Raw genomic sequence first — 25,947 nt, forward strand, 5'->3', positions numbered from 1 at the left:
CCACTCGAACCAGACAATGAAGGAAAGCAGCATGGGATACAAAACAATTCTGGTACACGCGGACGAATCCCGTCATACCCCCAAGCGCATCAAACTTGCCGCCCGGCTCGCCATGGAAAGCGACGCTCACCTGATCGGCGCCGCAGCCACGGCATTGCCCGGCACGTTCTACCTGCCGGGCGTGGTCGGCGAAAGCGCAGTGACCGTAACGGCTTATCTGGACTACCTGCGCGAGCGCGCCAACGGCACATTGATGGAATTCGAATCGATCGCGCAAAAGACGGGCCTGACCGCGTACGAGAAACGGATCGTCAGCGACGAGGCCGGCGCCGGCCTGTGCCTGCAGGCACGCTACAGTGACCTGGTCGTGGTCGGCCAGACCGATCCGGAAGAGGCGCTGCCGGCACTGCGTGCCGGTTTCCCGGAATACGTGGTGATGAATTCCGGCCGCCCGGTGCTGGTCGTGCCGTATGCGGGAGAATTCCAGCAGGTCGGCAAGCGCGTGCTGGTTGCGTGGGATGCGAGCATGGAAGCCACGCGCGCCGTCACGGCGGCGATCCCCTTCCTGCGCAAGTCGGAACTGGTGCAGGTCGTCGTCTTCGATTCGAAATCCCGCCCGGACGCCCATGGCGAGCAGCCCGGTGCGGACATTGCACTGTGGCTGTCGCGGCACGGCATCAAGGTGGAAGTGTCACAACAGACCACCGGAAACGACATCGATATCGGCAATGCACTGTTGTCCTATGTCACGGACTTCAACGCCGACATGCTGGTGATGGGTGGTTACGGTCATTCCCGCTTCCGCGAGATCTTGCTTGGCGGCGTCACCAAGACGATCCTGCAGTCGATGACCGTGCCGGTATTGATGGCACATTGAGCAGGAATCCGGTGAAGCGCGGTGTGGTCATTGCTTGGGTTATTACCAGGACGCGCGCGCCGCAACGGGAGAAACGCCCCGCCTGCGGGGCGTTTCAACATCAAGGTCCCAGTAGAGATTGCTTGAGTGCAACTGCATTGAACTGGGCGTAAAATTTGACGCAGGCTGCGTCCCTCGGCATACAGTGCCATCCCCGGACGCATTGGAACGGAACCACCGCAAGTTCTTTCCGACGCCACCGGTTTGCCAAGCAGCACAATCCCAGGAAAGCTCATGCCGGAAGCAAGCACTCTCCAATCCGTGCCCAGCCACGAAATTTCACAGGAACGGCTGGATCGCCTCGTGCGCCATGCACAACGCGCGAGCGGAGCATCGATTGCCTTTCTCGCCATGGGCCGCGCCGACGAACCGCATGTCGTCGCACAACAAGAGTTGGGCGCGGCCGAGCTTCAATATTGCAGGACCTTCTGTGCATGCACACCGGATGGCGAGGCGCCGCTGATTGTCGAGAACGCCGCCGACGATCCGCGTTTCTCCTCCCTGCCGCATGCAACCGGTGCCGCGCGGCTGTGCTTTTACGCGGGCTGGCCGCTCATGGACCGCGACGGCCGCCGGCTCGGCACGCTCGCCGTGCTCGATCCTTCCCCGCGCACGCTCGACGCTGGCGAGCGCGAGGCGCTGCATGACCTGGCATTGTGGGCATCGTCGGAACTCGACCGCCAGGCACTGCGGCGCAGTCTCACCGCGGCGCGCGAACATCAGTCGCGGCTGCATACGGTGATCCACAACATGGCCGAAGGCATCATCACGCTCAACGGGCACGGCCAGATCGTCAGCATGAACCGCGCCGCGATGCGCATCTTCGGTTACGAGCCGGAGGAAGTGATCGGCCTGAGCATCAACAAGCTCATGCCCAGCAAATACCATATGACGCATGACGGCTATCTGCAGAAATTCCGCGATACCGGCAAGACACGCGTGATCGGCCTCGACCGCGAAGTCACCGGCCGCCGCAAGGACGGTTCGGAATTCGCGATGGCCATCACCGTCAACGAGATGTGGCTCAACGGGCAGCGCGGCTTTGCCGGCATCGTGCGCGACGTCAGCGAGCACCGCGACAATCAGCGCAAGCTGCGCGAAACCAGCGCGCTGCTGCAGGCCGTGATGAGCAGCACCGCCGCCTTTGTGTATGTGCGCGACCTGGAAGGGCGCTTCATGTTCATCAACAAGGAATATGAGCGCGTGTTCAATGTCACCTCGGAACAGGTGCTCGGCAAGACGCTCGACGAAGTGTTTCCTGCGGCGGTGGCGCAGCACAACCGGGAGAAAGACCACGCCGTGCTCGAAGGCGGTGACAGCTCGCGCCTGGAGGACGAGCTGCGGCTGGAAAACGGCCGCCATACCTTCCTCGTGGTGCGCAAGCCGCTGGTCAACGAAAGGGGAGAGGTGTACGGCGTATGCGGCGCCGGCACCGACATCACCTTGCGCAAACAGGCAGAACAGTTCAAGAACGAGTTTATCTCCACCGTATCGCACGAGCTGCGCACGCCATTGACGTCGATCCGCGGCTCGCTCGGGCTGCTCATCGGCGGTGTCGCCGGCGCCATGCCGGAACGCGCAAAAACCCTGATCGACATTGCGCACAACAATTGCGAGCGCCTGGTGCGCCTGATCAACGACATCCTCGATATCGAGAAGATCGAGTCGGGCCACATGCGTTTTGACATGTCCAGACAACACCTGCTGCCGCTGGTAGAGCAGGCGATGGCGGCAACGCGCGACTACGCCGCGCAATTCGACGTCACGTTCGCGCTGCAAGCCGATGCGGCGGATGCCGTCGTCAACGCCGATGGCGACCGGATCGTGCAGGTCATCGTCAACCTGCTGTCGAACGCGGCAAAGTTTTCGCCGCAGGGCGCCTGCGTGCAGTTGCAGCTGGCACACCATGCGGGTGGTGTACGGCTGTCCGTCATCGACCGCGGCCCGGGCATCGCAGAGGAGTTCCGTCCGCGCATCTTCCAGAAATTCGCGCAGGCCGATTCGTCCAATACCCGGCAGAAGGGAGGCACCGGCCTGGGCCTCAGCATTTCGCGCGCGATCATCGAACGGCACCGCGGCAGCATCGGCTTTCGCAGCATGCCGGGCGAGGGCACCGCGTTCCATTTCGACCTGCCCTTGTCAGCCACCGGTGACAGCAGCGCACCGCAACCCGGTTGCGTGCTGGTGTGCGAAGACGACCCGGACATCGCACGGCTGCTGGCGATGATGCTGCAGCAGGCCGGGATGCGCAGCGACATCGTGCATGACGCCGTGCAGGCGCGACGCCGGCTGACAGAGGGCGATTACGCTGCGATGACGCTGGACCTGTCGCTGCCGCGCGAAGACGGCCTGTCGCTGCTGCGCTGGATCCGCGAACAGGACAAGACGCGCGACCTGCCGGTGGTCGTGGTCTCGGCGCGCGCCGAAGAGGGCCGCAAGACGTTGACGGGCGGCGCGGTAGGCATCGTCGACTGGATACCGAAGCCGATCGACGAAGGGCGGCTGGTGTCTGCCCTGCATAACGCCATCCGCAGCGCCAGGGACGGCGCTCCGCGCGTGCTGTACGTGGAGGACGATCACGACCTGAAGCAGGTGGTGGCGGCGCTGCTGGAGCCGGCTTACTCGCTTGAGCATGCGTCGACGCTGGCCGAAGCGCAGGAGAAGCTCTCGGTCGAATGCTTCAGCCTGATCCTGCTCGACCTGCACCTGGCGGACGGCGATGGCCTGGAACTGCTGGGTTCGCTGCCGGCACGCAATGCCGCGACACCGGTGGTCGTGTTTTCTGCGGAGGAAGCCGATCGGGCAACGATTGACCAGGTGCGTGCCGTGCTGGTGAAATCCCGCACGTCCAACGAACAATTGCTGGCGGTGCTGCAGGAACTGATGCATCCTGTGCCGAAGGAAAGATAAGGAAGAACAATGAGCCGTGCTCCGCTTCAACACATTCTGTATGTGGAAGACGACCCCGATATCCGCACCGTAGCGCAGCTTGCGCTGGAAGCGGTCGGCGGTTTCCGGCTGCGCGCCTGCGCGTCCGGCCGGGAGGCGCTCGATGCGGTCGCTACGGGCTACGTGCCGGACATGATCCTGCTCGATGTGATGATGCCAGAGATGGACGGCCCGACGACGCTGGCACGCTTGCGGGCGATGGAAGCCGCCGCGCACCAGCCGGCGGTATTCATGACCGCCAAGGTGCAGCCGGCAGAGATTGCGTATTACACATCGCTCGGCGCAAAGGGCGTGCTGGCAAAGCCTTTCGACCCGATGCAGCTGCCGCAACAGGTGCTGCAACTGTGGGAGCAGGGCGACGAACAAGGCCGGGAGATGCGCCATGCCGAATAGCATCGACCTCGGCAAGGACCTGGATGCCACGCTGCTGGAGATCCAGGCCGCCTACACCGCGCAGTTGCCGGAACGCCTGCGCGAGATCGGCACCTTCCTGCAGCATTGCCTGAGCGAGCCGCATATCGACACGCATTTCCAGCAGTTGCTGATGCGCCTGCACAAGCTTGCCGGCTCGGCCGGTACATTCGGCTTCGCGGAGCTGGGCCAACGGGCGACGGAACTGGAAATCCTGCTCGACAGTTATCTGAAGGGAATGTCACGGGGCGGCGATGATTCTGGCGACGTCTCTGGCGATGGTGCAGGCGCTTTTGCGGACATTGCCGCCGGCGTGCGGGACATGCTGGCATCGGCCGGTGACCAAAATTCCTCGCAACTCGCTCCGCAGGACGCGCTCTAAATACCATTTGCTTTTCGTGTCTTGCGAACCGGCACACTGATGCTTGACGGATCGCGAGGGAGGAGCTGGCGATGGTACAACCCGCACACGACATCCAGGCTGTCCGGATTGCTCCGCATGGTCTTGAAGGCTTTCTTGGCACCGGTTCAACACCGACCGGACTGGTCATCTTTGCGCACGGCAGCGGCAGCGGCCGGCACAGCCCACGCAACAACTTTGTTGCCGCCGGCCTGCGCCAACGCGGCCTGGCAACGCTGCTGATCGACCTGCTCCTGCCGCAGGAGGAGGCAGACCGCGCCAATGTGTTCGATATCCCACTGCTCGCGTCGCGTCTGCAGGAAGCGACGCATTGGGCGCGCGGCCAGCCTTCGCTGGCCCGGCTTCCTGTTGCGTATTTTGGTGCCAGCACCGGCGGCGCAGCGGCGCTCGTTGCAGCGGCCCAGGATCACCGGATTGCGGCCGTCGTCTCGCGCGGCGGGCGGCCGGACCTTGCGGGCGCGGCACTGGCCGAAGTACGCGCACCGACGCTGCTGATTGTCGGCGGCTTCGACACGCAAGTGATTGGACTGAACCGCGAAGCGATGGCGCAACTGCAGTGCAGGAAGGAACTCGTCATCGTGCCTGGCGCGACCCATCTGTTTGAAGAGCCCGGTACCCTGGACCAGGTACTGGCATTGGCCGGCGACTGGTTCGTGCAGCATTGCGCGCACGCTGCCGGCGAGGAGCACGGACATGCTGTTTGATCATCCGCCATTCCGTGACCGGCGGGACGCCGGCCGCCAACTTGCCGCTGCGTTGATGCATCTGAAGGCCGACAAGCCGGTGGTGCTTGCATTGCCGCGCGGCGGCGTACCTGTCGCCTATGAAGTGGCACTGGCGCTGGACGCACCGCTAGATGTGCTTATCGTGCGCAAGATCGGCGCCCCCGGCCATCCCGAACTCGGCCTTGGTGCCGTCGTCGACGGCGCGCACCCGCAGCGCGTGCTGAACGATGCCGTGGTACAGCAGGTGCACGCCTCGCCGGAATACATCGAGGCGGAACAGCATCGCCAGCTTGCGGAGATCGAACGGCGCAGGCAACTCTATTGCGGCGACCGCCCTCCCGTACCGGTCGCGGGTCGCACGGTGATTGTGGTGGACGATGGCATCGCCACCGGCGGCACGATCAAGACCGCACTCATGGCACTGTCGCAGGCCGATGTGCAGCACCTCACCTTTGCCGTGCCGGTGGCGCCGGCAGAAGTCGTGAACGAACTGCAGCGTGATTTTCCCGATGGACTGTGCCTGCAGACGCCGAACTTCTTCCGCGCCGTCAGCCTGTATTACAAGGACTTTGCGCAGACAACCGACGAGGAAGTAGTCGCGCTGCTTGATTCCGCCGCTCAAAGGCAACCAGCCGAGGATGCCGTGGACGACCTCGGCCCAGGCTCGGAATTGGATGCGGTTCCGCCTGACGCCAGCCGCGACCGCATGCCGCCGGACGCCGGATTGCCGCGCCAAGGCAGGCCATAGTGCCTGTTGCAGCCTGCCGCAAATACGCTCACCGCTGCCGGATGATCCACTCCGTGAGTTCGGCGGCGTTGGCAAACGGCGCCGCGCAGGAGTAGGGCGCCAGTGCAGCCGGATCGGTATAGCCCCAGCCGACCGCAGCAAAATCCAGTCCGGCTTCGCTCGCCGCCTGCCCGTCGCGGATCTCGTCTCCGACGCACAGGATGTGCTCTGGCGCGATGCCGACGGCTTTCATGACCTTCCTGAACTTGGCCTTCTTGCCGAACATCGACGCGCCGCATTCGAAATGCCGCACCAGCGGCACATGACTGTCGCCAAGGATGGTCCGCACGTTGTCCTCGGTGTTCGATGTCACCACCCCCAGCGCGATGCCGCTTGCCGACAGCTGCTCCAGCATGCCGCGCACACCGCCGAACAAGGAGATCGCCGTTGCGCTTGCCGTCATCAGTCGCCGCATGTCGCTGGTCACGGCGGGCAGCTTCCACAACGGCAGGCCGAGATGCGCCATCAGGTCCCGGCTGCTGAGGCGGCGCAATTCGTCCACTTCATCCTGCGCAATGCGCTTGAAGCCGTGTTTGTCGGCGAGCGAGTTGATCGTCTTCAGGAACCACGGAAACGAGTCGGCCAGCGTGCCGTCGAAATCGAACAGGACCAGGTGGTAGGACATGCACTTCCTTCATGAATTGCGCGGCACGGAGGGTGCCGCAGGCGCTTGAGAAGACGCCGGATCGGTCGCCGGATTGTATACAATCCGCATCTGCAATCATCACGACAAGGCTTGAAAGGGAGGCTATGAAGTACAGTTTGAGCATTCTGATGTCGGCAATGGTACTGGCCGGCTGCATCACCAATCCGATCAACAAGCAAAGCGCGGCGGAACCAGCCACAACTACCGCGCCGGCGGCATCCGCTGCACAGGCTGCTCCTGCGGGAACGACGGCAGCACCCGCCACGACCAACGCCGATGCACCCTGCACACCGGCTGCATCAACCAAGGCTTCCACCACCGGCAAGAAAAAATCCGCGAAGACCAGCAAGAGCAAGTCCAAATCGGCGGCGGCGCCCGCAACCGCTCCTTGCGCAGCTGCGGCAAGCCCGGCGAACGCAGCCAGTGCAGCACCGGACAGCAAAGAGCAGGCGCCAGGCCAGGCGAACGCCAACCGCAAGGAAGTCAAAGGCATCAATGACTGGACCGGCTATGTGCAAGGCACACCTGTACGCAACAGCAAGTTCGGGAAGCTGAAGATCGGCATGGGAGAGAAGGAAGTGATCGACCTGATCGGCGCACCGACCGACCAGAGCATGCACATGACCGGCAAGGCGTGGATCCCGTTCTATGTGGGTTCCGGCAAGCGTGAGGTGTGGTTCCACTACAAGGGCGTCGGCCGACTGCTCTTTGCGGACAATGCCGGCTTCACCACCGATACCGGCCTGATCGGTATCGAGCACGACGCCAGCGAGCGCGGCTACAAGTAGTCTTCCACCCTACCTCCGGACAGGCTCGCAGTGCTTTTGCGGCCCTGTCCGTAACATCCTTCTCGATCCGATGTTCCGGCGTGCGGAACATGTCGCCGCCAAACCACATTGCATGAATTGCAATACCGGCCAATCTAATGCCCTGCACCAAATATGCTCATCGTAGCGTGCGTGTAAGGCAGATTACTGCTCCCCGGCATTTTTCCTTCTCCTCCAGATCCATACCCTTTTCACGAAAAGCCCCATTCTGGAATAGTATTGAGGCAATTCGCTTTCGCTCATTCAAACAACGACGCTGCATGACTGCACAGCCCACCATCGACGCGCTGCTCGAAGACAGCTTCCACACACTTCCCCAGCTGATCTGCCTGCACGCGCGCAACGCGCCTTCGCAACCGGCGCTGATCCAGGACGAGGAAGCGGTCAGCTATGCGCAACTCGATGGATTGATGGACCGTGTTGCAGCCGCGCTACAGCGAGACGGCGTGCAACCGGGCGAAACGGTGGCGATCTGCGCCGCCACTTCCATCGCTTATGCGGTGCTGTTCCTTGGCAGCCTGCGCGCCGGAGTCGCCGTTGCTCCGCTTGCGCCGTCCTCGTCGCCGGAAAGCATTGCGTCGATGGCAGCCGATGCGGATGCGCGACTGCTTTTTGTCGATGCGGCGGTGGCAACGGCGCTGGCGCCGGTGCGCGGCAAACTGCCGGCCCAGATCGTGACACTCGACGACACCGCGCCGGGACGAACCTTCAACGACTGGCTTGCAGCACACGGCAGCGCGCCGCAAGCCGTCGCGATCCAGCCCGACTGGCCTTTCAACATCATTTACTCGTCCGGCACCACAGGCGCACCGAAAGGCATCGTGCAGCCGCACGGGATGCGCTGGACGCATGTGCAGCGCGGTCGCGCCAACGGTTATGACGCCAGCGCCGTGTCGCTGATCTCCACGCCGCTGTATTCGAACACCACGCTGGTGTGCTTTTTCCCGACCATTGCGCTTGGCGGCACGGTGGTGCTGATGGCGAAGTTCGAGGCCGGCGCGTACCTCGCGCTGGCCCAGAAGCATCGCGTCACGCACACGATGCTGGTGCCGGTGCAATACCAGCGCATCATGGCGCGCGAGGATTTCGCGCGTTACGACCTGTCCGCGTTCCGCATGAAGTTCTGCACCAGCGCGCCGTTCTCCGCCGCGCTGAAGGCTGATGTCGTTAAGCGCTGGCCGGGCGGCCTGATCGAGTATTACGGCATGACGGAAGGCGGCGGCACCTGCATGCTCGCCGCGCACGAACATCCGGACAAGCTGCACACGGTCGGCCAGCCGGTGCCGGGCCACGACATCCGCCTGATCGACGAGCAGGGCCGCGATGTGGCGCAGGGTGAACTCGGCGAAGTGGTCGGCCATTCCGCAGGCATGATGGCCGGCTACCACAAGCAGCCGGCCAAGACCGCCGAAGCGGAATGGTACGACCCGAGCGGCAAGCGCTTCATCCGTACCGGCGACATCGGCCGCTTCGATGCCGATGGCTTCCTGACGCTGATGGACCGCAAAAAGGACATGATCATCTCGGGCGGCTTCAATATCTATCCGAGCGACCTGGAAGCGGTGCTGGCGCAACATCCGCAGGTGTTGGAAGCCGCCGTCGTCGGCGTGCCGTCCGAACGCTGGGGCGAGACGCCGGTTGCTTTCGTGGTGCCGAAGCAGGATGACACGCTTGATGCACAGGCACTCATGCAGTGGGCGAATGCGCGCCTCGGCAAGACGCAGCGGCTGGCCGCGGTGCAAGTCACGGCGCAGCTGCCGCGCAGCGCGATCGGCAAGGTCTTGAAACGCGAGCTGCGCGACAGCTTCACTGCGCAACCCTCAACCCTTTAGCTCTTTTCTCGCCGTCAAAAAATATACGGCGGCATCCAATATCCGATTTTCTTTTCTCAGGCAAGACAACCATGCTGGACCAATCTCTCTACAACACCGAAGAAATCCTGCAGCTGCTGAAGCTGGAACAGATCGACAACGACCACTACCGCGGCCAGAGCCATTTCATGGGCAGCCCCAATGTGTTCGGCGGCCAGGTGCTCGGACAGTCGCTGTACGCGGCGGCGCAAACGGTAGAAGGGCGGCGCGTGCATTCGTTGCATTCGCTCTTCATCCTGCCGGGCAATCTCCGCCTGCCGATCGAATACGAAGTCGAGCGCGTACGCGATGGCGGCTCCTTCACGACGCGGCGCGTGGTCGCGTACCAGGAGGGGCGGCGCATTTTCGTCACTGCCGTGTCATTCCAGCAGGAAGAAGACGGCCTGTCACACCAGAAGGAGATGCCGGAAGCTGCCGACCCGGAATCGATCCCATCGAGCATCGTCGCATGGAAAAAACTGAGCGACGCGGGCAAGCGCCCGTTCATGCCGGTGCCGGTCGATTTCCGCGCCGACCATGAAGGCGACATCTACGGCGGCCATATCGGCAAGCCGAGCAAACTGGTATGGACGCGCGCGCCCATGGCGCTGCCCGACGACAGGCTGACGCACGAGACGCTGTTTTCCTATGTGTCCGACTACGGCCTGCTGTGGACATCGCTGCAGCCGCATGGCGTGAAGATGGGCGACCCGCGCCTGCAGATCGCCAGCCTCGACCACACGATCTGGTTCCACCGGCCGTTCCGCATGGATGAATGGCTGCTGTTTGCGATGGAAAGCCCGAATGCCTCCGGCGGCCGCGGACTGTGCTTTGCGCACGTGTACAACCAGAAGGGCGAGCTGGTGGCGACGCTGGCGCAGGAAGGCCTGATCCGCATGCGGGACAAGAAGCCGGCATGATGTGCGCGTTGCACGTCGCGTACGTCGTGCAACGCTCCCGAGGGCACGGCGACCTGCGGCGCTGCCGTTCACTGCGCCGCTCTTCTCTGCATTGATACAGGATTGGATATGGATTTGGTGTTATCGCCGGAAGTGCTGGCGATGTTGTTTGCCGCGGCTGCCATTGCCGGCTTTGTGGATGCGATTGCCGGGGGCGGCGGCCTGATCACGATTCCGGTGCTGCTGCTGGCGCAGGTGCCGCCGCTGCAGGCGCTGGCAACCAACAAGTTCCAGGCCAGCTCGGGTTCACTGACGGCCTCGCTGATGGTGATCCGGCGCGGCCTTGTCCGCATTCCGGAGGTACGACCGCTGTTCATCTGTTCCCTGATCGGCTCCGCGATCGGCACCGTGGCCGTGCAGTTCATGAACGCGAAAACGCTCGACGTGGTGATCCCGTTCGTCCTGGTGACGATCGCACTTTACTTCCTGCTGGCGCCGGGGGCCGGCGCGGTGGAACGCCAGCCGCGCCTCAACAGCGCTGCCTATCAAGGGGTGGTCGTACCGGGCATCGGCTTTTACGACGGCATGTTCGGCCCCGGCACCGGCTCGTTCTTTTCTCTCGCAGGCGTCGCATTGCGCGGCCAGAACCTGATCACCGCCACCGCCAATGCCAAGGTGCTCAACTTCGCCAGCAACATCGCTTCGCTGGCGGTGTTCATCGCCGGCGGCAAAGTGCTGTGGACGGCGGGCGCGGCGATGATCTGCGGCCAGGTGATCGGCGCCTGGGGCGGGTCGCATGCCATGGTGCGCGGCGGCACGCGGCTCATTCGTCCGATGATCGTGACGGTATGCATGGTGATGCTTGGGCGCTATCTCTGGCAGAAAGGCTTGCTCGGCTTTTAGGCCACTGTGTAGGAAACGCAACCGCAAGCATACGGTCGAACCGATATGTTCCGCCGCGGCATAATGGCTTGTTTGCCGTTACTTGTACTCATTGCACACATTGCACTCGCTCACCCCGCCGATGAAGCAGCTAAAAGACATTCCCCTTTCCATCCTTGACCTGGCGCCCATTCAGCGCGGCGGCACGGCGGCCGAAGCCTTCCACCGCACGCTCGACCTGGCGCAGCACGCGGAGCAATGGGGCTACCAGCGCTACTGGCTGGCGGAACACCATGGGATGCCGGGCATTGCCAGCGCAGCAACCGCGGTCGTGATCGGCTATGTCGCCGCAGGAACCAGCAGGATCCGCGTCGGCTCGGGCGGCGTCATGCTGTCCAACCATGCGCCACTGGTGATTGCGGAACAGTTCGGCACGCTGGCGTCGATGTATCCGGGACGCATCGACCTCGGACTGGGCCGCGCACCGGGTTCCAACCAGTTGACCGCCCGTGCACTGCGCCGCTCGCTGGATGTCCGGGGCGAGGAGTTCCCGGAACAACTGGCGGAACTGCGTTCCTACCTGCAAGCGCGCGACGACGGCGCTGCTACGCCACGGGTACGCGCCGTGCCGGGCGAAGGACTCGACATCCCGATCTGGCTGCTCGGCTCCAGCGATTTCAGCGCGCAGCTCGCCGCCCATCTCGGACTGCCCTTCGCATTCGCCGGCCAGTTTTCCCCGGCGCACATGCAGACCGCGCTGTCGCTGTACCGGCAACTGTTCCGGCCATCGAAGGTGCTGGACAAACCGTATGCGATGGTGGGCGTGAACGTGATTGCCGCCGACACTGCGGAGCAGGCGGCAATCCTGTCGACCACGCAGCAGCAGATGCATGTGAGCCTGATCCGCGGCATGCCGGACACGATGCCACCGCCGGTCGCGAGCATGGACGGACTGTGGACGCCGCTGGAACAGGCATCGGTGGAGGCAACGCTGCGCGCCTCGATCGTCGGCGACCCGGCGACGGTGAGGGAGCAGCTGCAGGCCTTTGTCTTGACCACCCAGGCCGACGAGCTGATCATCAACACCATGGTCTACGACCATGCCGCCCGGCTGCGCTCCTCCGAGATCGTCGCGCAGGCATGGCGCGGCTGAACGCAAACACGGGAGCAGTGCGATGTACATGGTGTACTGGACCCAAGTCGACAACGGCACGCCCCGTCCGCATGGCCGCGCATTCGACACCAATGAAATGAGCACGGCGCTGCAATTCATGGAAGCGCTGCGCACCCGGCAGCGCGCCGGCGAGGCGATCAGTTTCGTCACGATGTCGTCGGAGCATCCGCATTCCGTCGGCCACCCAGGCGCGTCCGATCCGGATCCCGACTACAACTGGAAGAAGCGCCGGAAATAATCCAGGTCAAGAACGGCAGAGGGGCGTGCTCCCGTATGCACGCCTACGACAAAAAAGGCCTGTTTCCGTGCATGGTTGACGCGTTTTTTCGATGCAATGCGGCACCGTTCTGTGACACACTTGCAATGCTGCGGAATGCTACGGCGCACTTCTCCTGCCATCACCATCGTTCTCACGAGCGCCATCGGCCAAGGCCGACGCGTCCAGCAGAAAATTCTCCGGCTTGTTTTTAGGATTTGTTGAAGTGGAAGCACACCAGGCATTGCCATACCTGCGCGAGACACTGCTGTTCCTCGCGCTTACCGGAATTCTGATCCCCCTGCTGCAGCGCTGGCGCGTCAATCAGGTGCTGGGCTTTCTCGCCGCCGGGACGCTGATCGGGCCGTTCGGCCTCGGCCTGTGGGCGAACGAACTGCCGTGGCTGCAGTACTTCAGCTTTCCGCGGCGCGAAGGCGTGGTGGCACTGGCCGATCTCGGCGTGCTGTTCCTGATGTTCATGATCGGTCTGGAGCTTTCGGCGGAGCGGCTGTGGGCGCTGCGGCGCTGGGTGTTCGGCGCAGGCACCGCACAGGTAGTGGTCAGCGCGGCGGCCATCGGCGGGCTCGCCTATGCGTTCGGCAACACGCTCGAAGCTGCGGCGATTCTCGGCTGCGTGCTGGCGCTGTCGTCCACTGCTGTGGTGATGCAGCTGATGACGGAACGGCACATGCTCGGCACACCGCTCGGGCAGGCCGGGTTTTCGATCCTGATGCTGCAGGACCTGGCCGTGGTGCCGATCCTGATCATGATGGGCGTGCTCGCCAAGGGCGGCGACGATGGCCTCGTCATGCTGGCCGGCGGCACGCTGCTCAAATCCGTGGTGGCGATCGTGCTCATCTATCTGCTCGGCCGTCGCGTGATCCGCCCGTTGTTCCATTCCTTTGCGCAGCAGCGCCAGCCCGATGTCTTCATGGCGCTGACGCTGCTGTCGACGCTCGGCATTGCCAGCCTGACCGAGATGGCCGGCCTGTCGATGGCACTTGGCGCTTTCCTTGCCGGCCTGCTGTTGGCCGAGACCGAGTTCAAGCACGAGGTGGAAGTCACGATCGAGCCCTTCAAGGGTCTGCTGATGGGCCTGTTCTTCATGTCGGTGGGCATGGCCATCGACGTGCGCGAAATCGCGGCGTCGCCGGTATGGCTGCCGCTGTCGGTGGTCGGCCTGTTCCTGATCAAGTCCGTGGTCCTTGCGGTGATCTTCCGCATCGGCGGTTTCAACTGGGGGAGAGCGGTCGAAGGCGGCGCACTGCTCGGACAGGGCGGCGAGTTTACTTTCATCGTGGTCGGCTATGCACTCACGACACAGCTGATGCCGCAGGCAATCGGCCAGTTCATCATGCTGGTGGTCAGTTTGAGCCTGTTTGCCACACCGGTGGTCGCGAAGGGCGGACGCATCGTTGCCGAGTGGTGGGACAGCCGCCATCCGGACAGCAACAGCATCGACAATGCGGAGATCGAACCGGTCAACGGCACCGTGATCATTGCCGGCTTCGGCCGCGTCGGCCAACTGGTGGCGCAGATGGTATCGGCCCACGGCGCTCCCTATATCGCCTTTGAGAACAACGCGCGCCTGATCGCGAAGATGCACCCGATGGGCATTCCGGTGTATTTCGGGGATGCCGCGCGCGTGGAACTGCTGCGCAAGGTGCATGCGGAAAAGGCAGCCGCGATCGTGCTAACGATGGACCATCCGGCGTCGGCGCTGCACGCGGTCACGGCGATCCGCCGCGAGTATCCGAATGTGCCGCTGTTTGCCCGTTCACGTGATGAGAAGCATGCGCTCGCGCTGAAGCAGGCAGGCGCCTCGTATGTGATCCCGGAGACGCTCGAAGCAGGATTGCAGCTGTCGGCATTCGTTCTGCAAACGCTTGGGGTATCGGAAGGGACATCCGCGCATTTGATCCAGGTCGAACGGGATCGCCGCATTGCCGAGATGCATGGTTAATGTTCCGGCGTTATCGTCTTATACTCACTCGGCAGAGACAAACCAAAAAGACAACCAACAAGAAAGGAAGCCATGAAGATCGTTAACGATGTCACGCAATTGATTGGCAACACGCCGCTGGTGCGCATCCGCAAGCTGGTTCAGCCGGGCGGCGCGGACGTGGTGGCCAAGCTGGAGTTCTACAACCCGGCGCATAGCGTGAAGGACCGCATCGGCGTGGCGATGATCGATGCCGCCGAACAGGCCGGTCTGATCAAGCCCGACACCATCATCGTCGAACCGACCAGCGGCAATACCGGCATTGCGCTCGCGATGGTGTGTGCCGCACGCGGCTACCGCTGCGTGCTGACGATGCCGGAGACAATGAGCAAGGAGCGCCGCATGCTGTTGCGCGCCTACGGCGCCGACCTGATCCTCACGCCGGGCCCGGAAGGCATGGGCGGCGCGATCAAGAAGGCAGAGGAGCTGTGCGCGTCCGACCCGCGTTACCTGATGCCGCAACAGTTCAAGAACCCCGCCAACCCGGAAATCCATCGCAAGACGACCGCCGAGGAGATTTGGCGCGACACCGACGGCAAGATCGACATTCTGGTGGCAGGCATCGGCACCGGCGGCACGATTACCGGCGTCGGTGAAGTGCTGAAGGCACGCAAACCGTCGTTCCAGTGCATTGCGGTGGAGCCGGATGCGTCGCCGGTATTGTCAGGCGGCCAGAAAGGCCCGCACCCGATCCAGGGCATTGGTGCCGGCTTCGTGCCCGACATCCTGAACACCAAGGTCTACGATGAAGTGGTGCGCGTGAAGAACGACGATGCATTCGACTTCGCCCGCCGCGCAGCGCGCGAAGAAGGCCTCTTGGTCGGCATCTCGTCCGGTGCAGCATTGTGGGCTGCCTGTCAGGTAGCGCGCCGCCCGGAAAACCAGGGCAAGCTGATCGTCACGATCATCCCGTCCTTCGGCGAGCGTTACCTGAGCACGCCGCTGTTTGCGAACCTGGCCGACTGACGGCCGGGGTATTTGCGGCAGGGGTGTGCGGAAATCCGGCGCCGAGCGGCGCCGGAAAAACTGGTCGGAAGTTGGTGGGAGATTGGTGGAATTAGGCCGCGCCGGCGAGAATGGCTTCCGCCACTCGGCGCGCGCTCGGCAGGAAGCGCGCAATGGTCGACAGCAGATCGTCTTCCGACACCGGCTTGCCGAGATAGGCATCGCATCCCGCCCAACTGCCGCGGAACTTGTCGAAGGCAGAGGACTTGCTGCTCAACATGACTACTGCGGTGTCTTTCGTCACTGGACTGGACTTGATGCGCTTGCAGACCTGGTAGCCATCCATACCGGGCATCAGGATATCAAGGAAGATGCAGGTGTAATTCTTCGCCTGCGCCATGTCGATCGCTTTTTCGCCATTCTCCGCGTAGTCCACGTCGAAGCGGAACGGGGCCAGCTTGGCGCGCATGAAGGCGCGCACGGTCGCACTGTCATCGACGACCAGTACCGATTCCACCGGCCGGGTTTCGACGAAGACCGGGGGCGGCGGCAATTTCTTGTCGCTGGCGCGGCGGAAGGTGCGTCCATCCCATTGATCCGGGGCGTGCGCGCGGCGCGTGCGCTCTTCCAGCGCCGCCTGCATCTGCAGGTCCATCTGCTCGAACAGGCGCATCCAGTGGATTGGTTTTTCCACCAGGGGCCACTCGCTTGGCGCCGGCCCGCGTCCGATCAGCACCGCCGGCGCGTGGATGTTCGGTGCGCGCGCCTGCAACTGATGCAGGCCGTCAGTGCTGTCTGCATTCGCCAGGTAAATATCGGCACGCTCGCCCGGCGTACTGGCTTCCGCGTAGCAGAAGGGACGCCGTCCCGTCAGGCGGAAGGTAGAAGCCAGCATCGTTTTTTCGGCGGCGGTGAAGCCCAGCATTTCCAGCACGAAGCGGCGGCTCGTGGTTGGTGTGGGTGCGGATTCGAGTGTCGTATCCATGGCGAGGACGACCTGTTCAGAGAGGGTTGATCTTAGCCCGCTATCATTGCATAAGTGACAATGCATTGGCTAGCAAGCGCGTTGATTTTATTGCTTTAGTTTCATGCCAACTGTCTCATTCGGGACAGTTGGCCCGGCCCGTCATCGAAAAGCCGGATAATGGCAGCTTTGCCGATTTTTCTTGTACACCATGAGCGATTTTCGAAGTGACACCGTGACCCAGCCGACCGCCGCGATGAAGCAGGCGATGATGGAAGCGCCCTTGGGCGACGACGTGTTCGGCGACGACCCGAGCGTCAACCGCTTGCAGGAGACGGCGGCGCAGATGCTCGGCTTCGAGGCGGCGCTGCTGGCGCCGAGCGGCACGCAGACCAACCTGATCGCGATGATGACGCACTGCCAGCGCGGCGACGAAGCGATCGTCGGCCAGCAGTGGCACACCTACCGCTGGGAAGCGGGCGGCATGGCGGTGCTGGGCTCGATCCAGCCGCAACCGCTGGAACACCAGCCGGACGGCACCATTGCGTTGGCAGACATCGAGGCTGCGATCAAGCCGGACGATCCGCATTTTGCGAAGACACGGCTTGTCGTGATCGAAAACACGACGGGCGGCAAGGTGCTTCCGCTGGCCTACATGCGCGCAGTGCGCGACCTGGCGCAGCGCCATGGCCTGCGCACCCACATCGATGGCGCGCGCCTGTTCAACGCGGCCGTTGCACAAGCCGAGCTGGAAGGGACCGACCCGGTGCAGCAGGCACGCGCGATCTGCGAGGGCTACGACTCGCTGTCCCTGTGCCTGTCCAAAGGCCTCGGCGCGCCGATCGGCTCCCTGCTGCTCGGCTCCGCCGACTTCATCCGCCAGGCAAAACGTGTGCGCAAGATGCTCGGCGGCGGCATGCGCCAGGCCGGCATGATCGCCGCAGCCGGCATGCATGCGCTGCAGAACCATGTGCACCGCATGGCAGAAGATCATGCACATGCCCGGCTGTTGTCCGAAGGCTTCGCCGACATCGCGGCCATGCATCCGAAGCTGGCCGGCAAGGTGTCGGTGCATCCGGCGCACACCAATATCGTGTTCTGCGATATCGAGAGCGACGTGGCTGAAGCATTGCAGCAGCACCTCGCAACGCACGGCGTGAAAGTCACCAGCGGCTACTTCCGCACGAAGGAACGGGCGATGAAGCGCATGCGTTGGGTGACGCACCTTGATGTGAGTCGTGCGGACGTGGAACACGCATTGCGCACTGTTGCGTCGTTCTAGCAGGCTCTCGTCAACTCACCTCGGACCGTTTCGACGCATCACCGAGGTGCGCTATTGCGCATTTGCTGGTTGCCCGGCCAGCCAGCCGTGCATGCGCGCATATACGTCTGCGCTGCTGAGCAGATCCATGTGTCCCGTTCCGCATGCCACCCATTGCCGCTCGGGCGCAAAATCCAGGCGACGCTCCGGCTGCTGGTGGATGCCCAGCGCACTGTCCAGCGGCACCAGGCCGTCGCCAAGGATGCGGTCGGTGATGCTGCCGATGCTCTTGCCCAATGTCGCCGCAATCGCGTAACACTCCACGTCGGGCGGCAAGGGCAGAAGCTGGCGCCTGTCCGGCCCGCGCGCAAAGCGGTCGCGTCCGCTCCAGTCCTCTTCCAGCACATTGCCGAAGCGCAGATCAGTAATTCCGGCGCTGCGGATCTTGCCCAGTCGCGCGAGGGGTGCCGCATAGCGCGTCGCCTTGAGCAGCACATCGATCCAGTTCCCGATCCGCTCCAGCGGAGCGCCGTGATGCGGTGTGCCGAGGAAAACCAGTTTGCGCAGCAGCGGCGGCCAGGCATGGTCTTCCGCAGTGCCGTAATGGCAGGCGCTGCGGGCGATGAGGCCGCCCATGCTGTGGCAGACAAGGACCAGTTCCTCCACCGGCTGCGGCCATTCAAGGATCAATTCCTGCAACAACCATGCGAGATTGCGTCCGTTGTCCGACACGTGCCTCCCGCTGTTGTAATGCAGGTAGAGCGGCGTGTAACCGAGATCGTGCGCGAGTGCGGCGCCATGGTCGTGGCCTAGGCGGCGCCACTGCAGGTCATTCATGCAAAGGCCATGCACCAGCACGACAAGTCGTGGACCTGCATCGGGCATGACCGCACTCAACGCGTCGCGCTCCAGGCGCAGGATGCTCCCGCCATGGCGCAAGTGCATCGGAATGGCGAGGGAATTGCCGGTGCTCGCCATGTAGTCGCCAAGCACGCCATTGAGTGCCGCCAGCATGGCCTCGCGCTCGGGTGAAGAAGCGCTCTCGCCAAAAAACGGGATCAGCTTTGCCAGCAGCTTGTCGATACCACCACCAGTCACACGCGCTATGCCGCGCACCGTGTTGTAGACCATGCCGCTGATGCCGCGCGTACGGTGCACGGCAGGCGCCGGCACCACTGCCGTCCCGGGCAACCGGACAACGGTGTGATGCACCGCTTCGACGAGGTCGGTCAGGCCGACGGTCGCATCGGTCGCCAGCCGGGCCAGGGCGCGCACATCGGAAGGATGGAGATGCCGCTTCTTGTTCATCTGCTTTGTCATGCCATTAAATAATGTTGAGGTAGCTCAACTCATGTCGTCATCGCGGACGACCACTATGCGGCCAATCCGGCGGGGCATGTTGATAAATGCTGACCCGTACCTGATTTTTCACGATCTTGCCACGATCTTCTTTCTTCTTCTCAATATTTCCTTCAAGAATTCCTAATTTCTGCCATCTGGAAAAAGTCCGGAACCGGCAAGAGTTGCCGTAGTCCTAGAACCCTGTACGCGGGGCAATTTTGCAAAGGCGAAAAATTTGCTTGTGCATTCATTCATGGACAGGAGCGACATATTGAAGACAGGATTTGCGGCTTTCGGGTTGATGGCAGGTTTGATGATGGCAGCGGGCGCACAAGCGAATCCCGCCGATATCGACAAGCTGGATGATGTCGGCGTCGCCGGCGCAGTCGGTACCACCGGCATCGGCTTCCACACCACGATCCCGCTGCGTCCGAACCTGAACGCGCGCTTGGGCATGGGCTATCTCGGCTACACCTACAGCGGCCGCACCAGGGACATGGATTACGACCTGAAGCTGACTGCGAACACCTATGATGCGCTGCTTGACTGGTATCCGCGCAAGGACAGCGCGTTCCGCCTGACTGCCGGCCTGTCCTACAACGGTAACAAGATTGATGTGGATGCGCTGCCGAATGCAAGCGGCACCTATACCATCCAGGGACGCACTTACGACGCCGCGAGCGCGGGCAAGGTCAACGGCAAGGTCGATTTCAACAAGGTTGCACCGTATCTGGGCATTGGCTGGGGCCGCTCCTCTGCCAAGGAAAAAGGATGGTCATTCTCGACCGACGTCGGCGTGATGCTGCAGGGCTCGCCAAAAACCTCGCTGACCAGCAGCGGCTGTACCGCGCCGGATTCCGTCTGCCGCGAATTTGCAAACGACATCGCGCGCGAAAACGCCGCATTGCGCGACGAAGTCGGCAAGTTCAAGGTTTATCCGGTGCTTCGCGTCGGTATCAGCTACAAGTTCTGAAGACGCCTGCTTCCGGTCTTTAATAGACCTTTCCTATTGAATTCCTTTAATAAATCAACTGGCTCAATCAAATGCGAATCACTATCATTTGCTGCATGACGCTTTGATTGGCAAGGAAAGGAAAACAATATGGTCACCGCCGCTAAAACCACGAGCCAGATCGCTGTACACATGGGTGTGGCATTCGCCACCATGTATGTGGTAACCGGTTCCGTCGCCTTTGGCGGCCTGGCGGCCATCCTCGAGCCGATCTGCAATGTGATCGTGATGCCGTTGCACGAGAAGCTGTGGGAGCGCATCCGCGCACGCATCGAAAGTGGAAAGTCGCGCATACCGCAGGCCAATGCGGGCGTAATGCAAGCGACTTGAACATGGCGCGGGCCGGCTTGATGCAATCTGAGTTTCCATCTCGCGATTGCGGCCCGGCCCGAAGGATTCCGTCTTATTTCTCCAGCAGCGAACGCAGCATCCACGCCGTCTTTTCATGCACCTGCATGCGCTGCGTCAGCAGGTCGGCCGTCGGTTCATCGCCGGCCTGGTCCACCGCCTTGAACATCGAGCGGGCAGTGCGCACCACCGCTTCCTGATCCTGCACCAGTTGCCGGATCATGTCCTGCGCCGACGGCACGCCGTCCGGCTCCTTCACCGTGCTCAGGCGCGCAAAGTCCGCGTACGTCCCGGGAGCATAACTGCCCAGGGCACGGATCCGCTCCGCGATCAGGTCTACCGCCAGTGCCAGTTCGTTGTACTGCGTCTCGAACATCAAGTGCAGTGTCTGGAACATCGGGCCGGTCACATTCCAGTGGAAATTGTGGGTCTTGAGATAGAGCGTGTAGGTGTCAGCCAGCAGTCGTGACAAACCATCGACGATGCTTTGCCTGTCCTGCTCGGAAATGCCGATATCGATATCCATCTTTTTTTCTCCTGTGAGGTAGGGTAGGGCTTGCCGAACGGGCCTTGTCAGCCCGAGAGTCGATCATGACGATATCGCCATGATACCCGAGTCATGTGGCGAGCGTCTCATCCCAGAACGCCGCTTCGATCTTGTGTCCGTCAGGGTCACGCACAAAGCAGCCGTAATAGGCCGGGCTGTATTCCGGCCGCGGCCCCGGGGCGCCGCTGTCTTCTGCACCTGCGGCCAGTGCGGCCGCGTGAAAGGCGTGTACGGCCTCCTTCGACGCCGCGACAAATCCGAAGTGCGTGCCGTTGCCGACCGACGCAGGCGTGCCGTCGATCGGCGTCTGCACCCAGAACTCCGGATACAGCTTGCCGTATGCGACGGCACCGGGATGCTCCATCAGCCGGCGTGCTCCGATTGCCGTCATCACCTTGTCGTAGAACGCGACCGCGCGTTCGAAATTGTTGGTGCCGACCGAGACATGCGAAACAATGCTGGGGTTTTCGGCTGCCATGCGACTCTCCTTTGCCATGCGGGGAAACAGGCATGATAGCGATTCATGAAAGGCCGTAACGTGGCAGCAAATTGGCGCATCTCAAGCGCAATGCATGTCCGGCTGCCGCGCGGCATCGAACCTCGCAAATCACGATTGCGTGGAACGGGTGCGTACAACATTACTCACCATAATCGGAGAACACGGCATCGTCTCCCGATGCCGCTTCGCCCCTCGACACAGATACAGATGCCCCCGAGCTTTGTTCCACCTGCATGCCGGTCACCGGGTCGCGCCCGAGCCTGCTGAGGAACCGGCCCAGTTCGTCGGAAGACATTGGCATCGGTGAACGACTGTCCTGGTAGTCCGGCATTTGCATGCTGTCCGGTGCGACGGCGACGGCATCGCTGTCGCCGTGCGTAATCACCACACCATAGCCCGGTGGCATCGTGCCGCTCTCCATTGCATCGGGCAGGGCGTTGACGATCAGCGGCGGCGGGCGTTTCGGTTGCGGGAATTTGGCCTTCACGTTGATCAGCTTGGCTTTGAGCGTATCGCGGAAAAAGTCGCCCACCAGCAGCAGCGCGTTGTGCCCGCCCTGACCCCAGTGGTCGCTGCGCATCGTCACGCGCGAATCGTTAAAGCCGACCCAGGCGCCGGCAACCAGGTTCGGGTGCATCAGGATGAACCACCCATCGGTATTGTTCTGCGTGGTGCCGGTTTTGCCTGCGATATCGGCCACGATGTTGAAGCGGTTCCGCACTTCGGTGCCGGTGCCTTGCCGCACCACACCGCGCATCATGTCGATCAGTTCGGTCGCGGTTTCTTCCGACATCACGCGTTGCGGCTCGGCGCTGAATTCGGCGAGGACCTTGCCTTCGCGGTCGGTGATCTTGCGGATGAACACGGGCGGGCGGTATTCGCCGACCTTTGCAATCGTGGAATAGGCAGTCGCCATCTCGAGCAAGGTCACCGGGCTGGTCCCGAGCGACAGCGACGGCACGGCGGCAAGCCGGCTTTGCTTGACGCCGATGGCGCGTGCAAGGCCGATCACATGGTTTGCGCCGACGTCCTGCATCACCTGCGCGGTGATCGTGTTCTTTGAATAGATCAGGCCCTCGCGCATGCTCATCATGCGGCCGCTGAAACCATCCATGTCGGTCGGCTTCCAGATACTGCCGTCGTCAGCATAAATCTCCACCTGCCCGTCCGGGTAGACGCGGTCGGGCAGGAATCCCTGCTCCAGCGCCGCGCCATACACGATGGGCTTGAACGTGGAGCCGGGCTGGCGCTCGGCCTGTGCCACATGGTCAAACTGGTCGCGTTCGAAGTCACGGCTGCCGATCCAGGCCTTCACTTCGCCGCTGGTCGGGTCGATCGCGACGAAACCGGCTTCAAGACGCGTCTTGTACTCGCGCAGGCGGTCCATGAATTTCGTGTCGGCTTTCAATTTCGCCAGTACCTTCTGCGGCGACTGTCCATCGGCAACGGCCTTCTTGTAGGCCGGCGATTCACGCACGAAGGTGTCCAGCAGGTCGGGGCGTTCATTCCAGAAGTGCTTGAACGGCTCGACCTTCTTGCGTAGGGCGGCATAGGCGCTTGGCGTATGCGACGCGACGCGGTCCGTGCTGCGCCCCCATTCCACATCGGCGATGTTCTGCAGCACCTGCGCCTGGCGTTCGACTGCATCCGCTGCCGCTTTCTGCAGCCGGTCGTCAATGGTGCTATGCACGATCAGGCCGTCGGTGTAGATGTTGTAGTTGTTAGCGTCGGCCCATTCGATCAGCTGCCGCCGCACATGGGCGGCGAAGTGGGGCGCCTCGCCGAGCGGATCGGGCTGGCGGTTGAGCGCCACGTTAAGCGGCTCTTCGCGAAGCGCATCGAACTTTTCCATGCTGAGCAGCCCATGTTTGACCATCTGGCCGAGCACCACATTGCGCCGCTTCTGCGCCCGTTCCGGATTGAGGATGGGGTTGTAGTAGCTGGTTCCCTTCAGCATACCGATCAGCGTCGCACTCTCCAGCACGTCGAGGTCGGCTGCAGTCTTGTCGTAGTAGGTGCGCGCGGCCATTTCAATGCCGACCACGTTGTACAGGAAGGGAACGGAATTCAGGTACAGCGCAAGGATCTCGTCCTTCGTGTAGGCCTCTTCGATCTTCAGTGCCGTGATGATCTCGCGCAGCTTGCGTTCAACCGTACGTGCGCGGCCGATTGCTTCGGGAAACATGTTTCTTACCAGCTGCTGCGTGATCGTCGATCCGCCCTGCGCATCGCCGCGGATCGTATGTACGATGGCCGACAAGGTGCGGTGTATGTCGACACCGCGATGCTCGTAGAAGCGGTGGTCTTCGGTCGCGATCAGCGCGTCGATCACATGCGGCGAGACCTGGCTCAAGGCCACGCGTTCCTGCTGGCCTTGGCTGAATGTTGCGATATGCGTGCCGGAAGCGGATAGCAGGACGCTGGGCTTCGCGTTCTGCGCTTCCAGCAACGCTTCCAGGCCGGGTGTCTTCGGGATCGTCTGCATCACGTAGGCTGCGCCGAGAATCCCGGCAGCCACTAACAGGATGAGGAACGACCCCACTATGTTCACAGTGTGCCGAACCACTGCACGCAGCAGTGGATGTCTTCTTGGGGGCTCCGGATTGGTTTGCTGCGGGTCTTGTTTCTGTGGTTGTTCGTTATCCACCGTCGGTACCCTTCTTCTTGCTTGACCGGGATTGGACACGGCTTGTCGCGATTGGTTTTGCAATTTCTGCAAATTGCCGCAGTGCACGCAGTTGGCTCAAGCCTGGAGCGCCGTTGGCGAATGTCAGCACGGCGCGAAGCGGAGCTGTTTAAATAGGGGCTGACGGTTTATCCTGCCAGTCGAACGCAACCCACAGCACCGCCACATGCCTTTCACCCTGTCCTGCTATTACCTGGATGAACCGCTTGCCGACAACGAACTGCAATTCGTCTCGCGCACGCTGGTGGGACCGTGGGCGACTTTTCGCACCAGGGCAAGCGACCTGGAGCAGCGGCGGGTGCCTGCCGTGCTGCCTACACCGGATGAGAACGGTATCTATGCGGAAAACCGCGAGCGGCGTGCTGCCCGCATGCGGGCCAATCTGCGCCATGCGGGCATCCGCGCCGACTCGGGACGTCAGGTGGTGTGGGTCATGCCGAAAGACAACGAGTGGGATGCGATCTTCCAGTTTGCGATACGTGAAGAAACCGGCTTTGCGCCATTCGTGGCGCAGCGATGGTTCATGGAACAGGGAGTACTGGTGCGCGGCAGCGTGCGCGTGATCGATACGCAGATGCTGTTGCGCGGCTTGTAGCACCGGCCCGCAACAACAGAAAGAAAAAAGCCCCGCAATGCCGAAGCTTGCGGGGCCAAATCCTTCCTTTAGGAGGGAGGAGGAGACAACTGGTACAGCCGTATTACACAGCGCTGAAATCGTGTGCGGGTTTCAGGTTGCGCAGGACGACGAATCCGTTATTCGCGGTGACGGTATCCGACACGCTGGCGATATCGCCAAATGCCAGGCCGGCCTGCGGACGCAGGTCAGCTCGCGCTGCCGGTGCCGAGATGCGAGCGGCGATCCTGTTCAGCGCCGGGCCCATCAGGTAAGCCACCGGGAAAGCGATCGGCCATGCTGTCAGCCAGCTTTCCATCCATGCACCGAAAAAGCCGTTGCTCAAGCCCGACCACATCAAGTGCATGACCGCGGTCATGACAAGCGTGATCACGCCGCTCAACAGCAGGGATGGCAGCATCGAAGCGAGGCTGTGCGAACGGCGCACGCGATAAACGGCGGAACCGGCAGCGCCCGTTGCGGCTGATTCTGTGCTCTTCGGCAGCGAAGAAATCGGATGCGATAACGTGGTCATGATTAGAACCTCTCGTCTGGATTAGTTCACGCTTAATTACGGGATGCGATCGAACGCAGTTCGGCCGCCAAGGCCGGATGGCTTGTCTCGACATCGCGCGCCATGCGGTGCATCAGCAATACGCTTTCCAGCATGCGGCGCGAGGAGCGCTCTTGCAGCGACTTGCGCGGGTGAATCACCAGCAGGGCGGCACGCAGCACGCCGATCAGCAGTGGCTTGAATACCATCAGTAGGGCGGCGAGAATGCCCAGACCCAGCAGGGGACGTGCAATGCTCAAGGCATTGGCCGCAAATACCTGAAAGGCCGGCAGTGCAGCTTCGGCAGGAAATGCGATGGCTAAAATGGACATGTCTTGCTCCCAATCAAAACGGAATTCTGAAATTTCTTTGTTGCGTTGCAGTATAGATAGACGAAAGTTATAAAACCAATTTAAAATGCGCATATCAGATA

At 62.4% G+C, this 25,947-nt stretch carries 26 protein-coding genes; 18 read left to right on the forward strand and 8 right to left on the reverse strand.

What is annotated here, in order from left to right; genetic code table 11:
- Positions 1–31 precede the first annotated feature (31 nt).
- From ACYVIA_RS07265 to ACYVIA_RS07290, 6 genes are all read left to right on the forward strand, one after another.
- Complete coding sequence (locus tag ACYVIA_RS07265) at positions 32–877, forward strand: universal stress protein (RefSeq protein ID WP_460839357.1); 846 nt, start codon at positions 32–34, stop codon at positions 875–877.
- Between the two features lie 273 nt (positions 878–1,150).
- Positions 1,151–3,826 carry a PAS domain S-box protein gene (locus ACYVIA_RS07270; RefSeq protein ID WP_460839359.1) on the forward strand — a complete coding sequence of 892 codons (2,676 nt, stop codon included), beginning with the start codon at positions 1,151–1,153 and terminating at the stop codon, positions 3,824–3,826.
- A gap of 9 nt (positions 3,827–3,835) precedes the next feature.
- A complete protein-coding gene (locus ACYVIA_RS07275) occupies positions 3,836–4,258 on the forward strand; it encodes a response regulator (protein ID WP_460839361.1) in 423 nt (140 codons plus the stop codon).
- Complete coding sequence (locus tag ACYVIA_RS07280; protein ID WP_460839362.1) at positions 4,248–4,658, forward strand: Hpt domain-containing protein; 411 nt, start codon at positions 4,248–4,250, stop codon at positions 4,656–4,658. The genes ACYVIA_RS07275 and ACYVIA_RS07280 overlap by 11 nt, the downstream gene beginning before the upstream one ends.
- A gap of 71 nt (positions 4,659–4,729) precedes the next feature.
- The gene (locus tag ACYVIA_RS07285; protein WP_460839364.1) at positions 4,730–5,401 is read left to right on the forward strand and encodes a dienelactone hydrolase family protein; all 672 of its coding nucleotides are present in this window, start codon (positions 4,730–4,732) and stop codon (positions 5,399–5,401) included.
- On the forward strand, positions 5,391–6,170 hold the full coding sequence (locus ACYVIA_RS07290) for a phosphoribosyltransferase (RefSeq protein ID WP_460839366.1): 780 nt from the start codon (positions 5,391–5,393) through the stop codon (positions 6,168–6,170). The genes ACYVIA_RS07285 and ACYVIA_RS07290 overlap by 11 nt, the downstream gene beginning before the upstream one ends.
- 28 nt (positions 6,171–6,198) lie before the next feature.
- On the opposite strand, the gene ACYVIA_RS07295 is transcribed toward ACYVIA_RS07290, so the two are convergent.
- Complete coding sequence (locus ACYVIA_RS07295) at positions 6,199–6,834, reverse strand: HAD hydrolase-like protein (RefSeq protein ID WP_460839368.1); 636 nt, start codon at positions 6,832–6,834, stop codon at positions 6,199–6,201.
- Between the two features lie 125 nt (positions 6,835–6,959).
- Here ACYVIA_RS07295 and ACYVIA_RS07300 point away from each other — a divergent pair, with 125 nt between their 5' ends.
- From ACYVIA_RS07300 to cysK, 8 genes are all read left to right on the forward strand, one after another.
- On the forward strand, positions 6,960–7,643 hold the full coding sequence (locus ACYVIA_RS07300; RefSeq protein ID WP_460839370.1) for a hypothetical protein: 684 nt from the start codon (positions 6,960–6,962) through the stop codon (positions 7,641–7,643).
- Between the two features lie 299 nt (positions 7,644–7,942).
- Entirely contained in the window at positions 7,943–9,514 is a 1,572-nt protein-coding gene (locus ACYVIA_RS07305; RefSeq protein WP_460839372.1) for a class I adenylate-forming enzyme family protein, read from the forward strand.
- Positions 9,515–9,585: 71 nt separating this feature from the next.
- Positions 9,586–10,452 (forward strand): acyl-CoA thioesterase, encoded by an 867-nt coding sequence (locus ACYVIA_RS07310; protein WP_460839374.1) that lies wholly within the window; start codon positions 9,586–9,588, stop codon positions 10,450–10,452.
- Between the two features lie 108 nt (positions 10,453–10,560).
- On the forward strand, positions 10,561–11,334 hold the full coding sequence (locus tag ACYVIA_RS07315; RefSeq protein ID WP_460839375.1) for a TSUP family transporter: 774 nt from the start codon (positions 10,561–10,563) through the stop codon (positions 11,332–11,334).
- Positions 11,335–11,455: 121 nt separating this feature from the next.
- Positions 11,456–12,466, forward strand: a complete 1,011-nt coding sequence (locus tag ACYVIA_RS07320; RefSeq protein ID WP_460839377.1) for an LLM class flavin-dependent oxidoreductase — start codon at positions 11,456–11,458, stop codon at positions 12,464–12,466.
- A 22-nt stretch (positions 12,467–12,488) separates the two neighbouring features.
- Positions 12,489–12,725 carry a hypothetical protein gene (locus tag ACYVIA_RS07325; protein WP_460839379.1) on the forward strand — a complete coding sequence of 79 codons (237 nt, stop codon included), beginning with the start codon at positions 12,489–12,491 and terminating at the stop codon, positions 12,723–12,725.
- 223 nt (positions 12,726–12,948) lie between these two features.
- Entirely contained in the window at positions 12,949–14,706 is a 1,758-nt protein-coding gene (locus ACYVIA_RS07330; RefSeq protein ID WP_460839381.1) for a cation:proton antiporter domain-containing protein, read from the forward strand.
- Between the two features lie 72 nt (positions 14,707–14,778).
- The gene (cysK, locus tag ACYVIA_RS07335; RefSeq protein WP_460839383.1) at positions 14,779–15,711 is read left to right on the forward strand and encodes a cysteine synthase A; all 933 of its coding nucleotides are present in this window, start codon (positions 14,779–14,781) and stop codon (positions 15,709–15,711) included.
- A gap of 91 nt (positions 15,712–15,802) precedes the next feature.
- On the opposite strand, the gene ACYVIA_RS07340 is transcribed toward cysK, so the two are convergent.
- Positions 15,803–16,675 (reverse strand): response regulator, encoded by an 873-nt coding sequence (locus ACYVIA_RS07340; RefSeq protein ID WP_460839385.1) that lies wholly within the window; start codon positions 16,673–16,675, stop codon positions 15,803–15,805.
- A gap of 190 nt (positions 16,676–16,865) precedes the next feature.
- On the opposite strand from ACYVIA_RS07340, the gene ltaE reads away from it, so the two are divergent.
- Positions 16,866–17,936, forward strand: a complete 1,071-nt coding sequence (ltaE, locus tag ACYVIA_RS07345) for a low-specificity L-threonine aldolase (protein WP_460839387.1) — start codon at positions 16,866–16,868, stop codon at positions 17,934–17,936.
- Positions 17,937–17,987: 51 nt separating this feature from the next.
- Here the strand turns inward: ltaE and ACYVIA_RS07350 are convergent, their stop codons facing one another.
- A complete protein-coding gene (locus tag ACYVIA_RS07350; RefSeq protein ID WP_460839389.1) occupies positions 17,988–19,223 on the reverse strand; it encodes an alpha/beta fold hydrolase in 1,236 nt (411 codons plus the stop codon).
- Positions 19,224–19,527: 304 nt separating this feature from the next.
- On the opposite strand from ACYVIA_RS07350, the gene ACYVIA_RS07355 reads away from it, so the two are divergent.
- Entirely contained in the window at positions 19,528–20,229 is a 702-nt protein-coding gene (locus ACYVIA_RS07355) for a hypothetical protein (protein WP_460839391.1), read from the forward strand.
- 129 nt (positions 20,230–20,358) lie between these two features.
- A complete protein-coding gene (locus tag ACYVIA_RS07360; protein ID WP_460839393.1) occupies positions 20,359–20,598 on the forward strand; it encodes a DUF2061 domain-containing protein in 240 nt (79 codons plus the stop codon).
- 73 nt (positions 20,599–20,671) lie between these two features.
- Here ACYVIA_RS07360 and ACYVIA_RS07365 read toward each other — a convergent pair whose 3' ends face one another.
- The 3 genes from ACYVIA_RS07365 to ACYVIA_RS07375 all read right to left on the reverse strand — a co-directional run bounded on the left by ACYVIA_RS07365 (position 20,672) and on the right by ACYVIA_RS07375 (position 24,204).
- A complete protein-coding gene (locus tag ACYVIA_RS07365) occupies positions 20,672–21,142 on the reverse strand; it encodes a Dps family protein (RefSeq protein ID WP_460839395.1) in 471 nt (156 codons plus the stop codon).
- Between the two features lie 91 nt (positions 21,143–21,233).
- On the reverse strand, positions 21,234–21,641 hold the full coding sequence (locus ACYVIA_RS07370; protein WP_460839397.1) for a VOC family protein: 408 nt from the start codon (positions 21,639–21,641) through the stop codon (positions 21,234–21,236).
- Positions 21,642–21,801: 160 nt separating this feature from the next.
- Positions 21,802–24,204 carry a penicillin-binding protein 1A gene (locus tag ACYVIA_RS07375; RefSeq protein ID WP_460839399.1) on the reverse strand — a complete coding sequence of 801 codons (2,403 nt, stop codon included), beginning with the start codon at positions 24,202–24,204 and terminating at the stop codon, positions 21,802–21,804.
- A gap of 310 nt (positions 24,205–24,514) precedes the next feature.
- Between ACYVIA_RS07375 and ACYVIA_RS07380 the strand changes: the two genes are divergently transcribed.
- On the forward strand, positions 24,515–24,943 hold the full coding sequence (locus ACYVIA_RS07380) for a hypothetical protein (protein WP_460839401.1): 429 nt from the start codon (positions 24,515–24,517) through the stop codon (positions 24,941–24,943).
- Positions 24,944–25,046: 103 nt separating this feature from the next.
- Here ACYVIA_RS07380 and ACYVIA_RS07385 read toward each other — a convergent pair whose 3' ends face one another.
- Positions 25,047–25,496, reverse strand: a complete 450-nt coding sequence (locus ACYVIA_RS07385; RefSeq protein WP_460839402.1) for a DUF2798 domain-containing protein — start codon at positions 25,494–25,496, stop codon at positions 25,047–25,049.
- 32 nt (positions 25,497–25,528) lie between these two features.
- On the reverse strand, positions 25,529–25,939 hold the full coding sequence (locus ACYVIA_RS07390; protein WP_460839404.1) for a hypothetical protein: 411 nt from the start codon (positions 25,937–25,939) through the stop codon (positions 25,529–25,531).
- Positions 25,940–25,947 lie beyond the last annotated feature (8 nt).

The organism is Noviherbaspirillum agri (assembly GCF_054780595.1).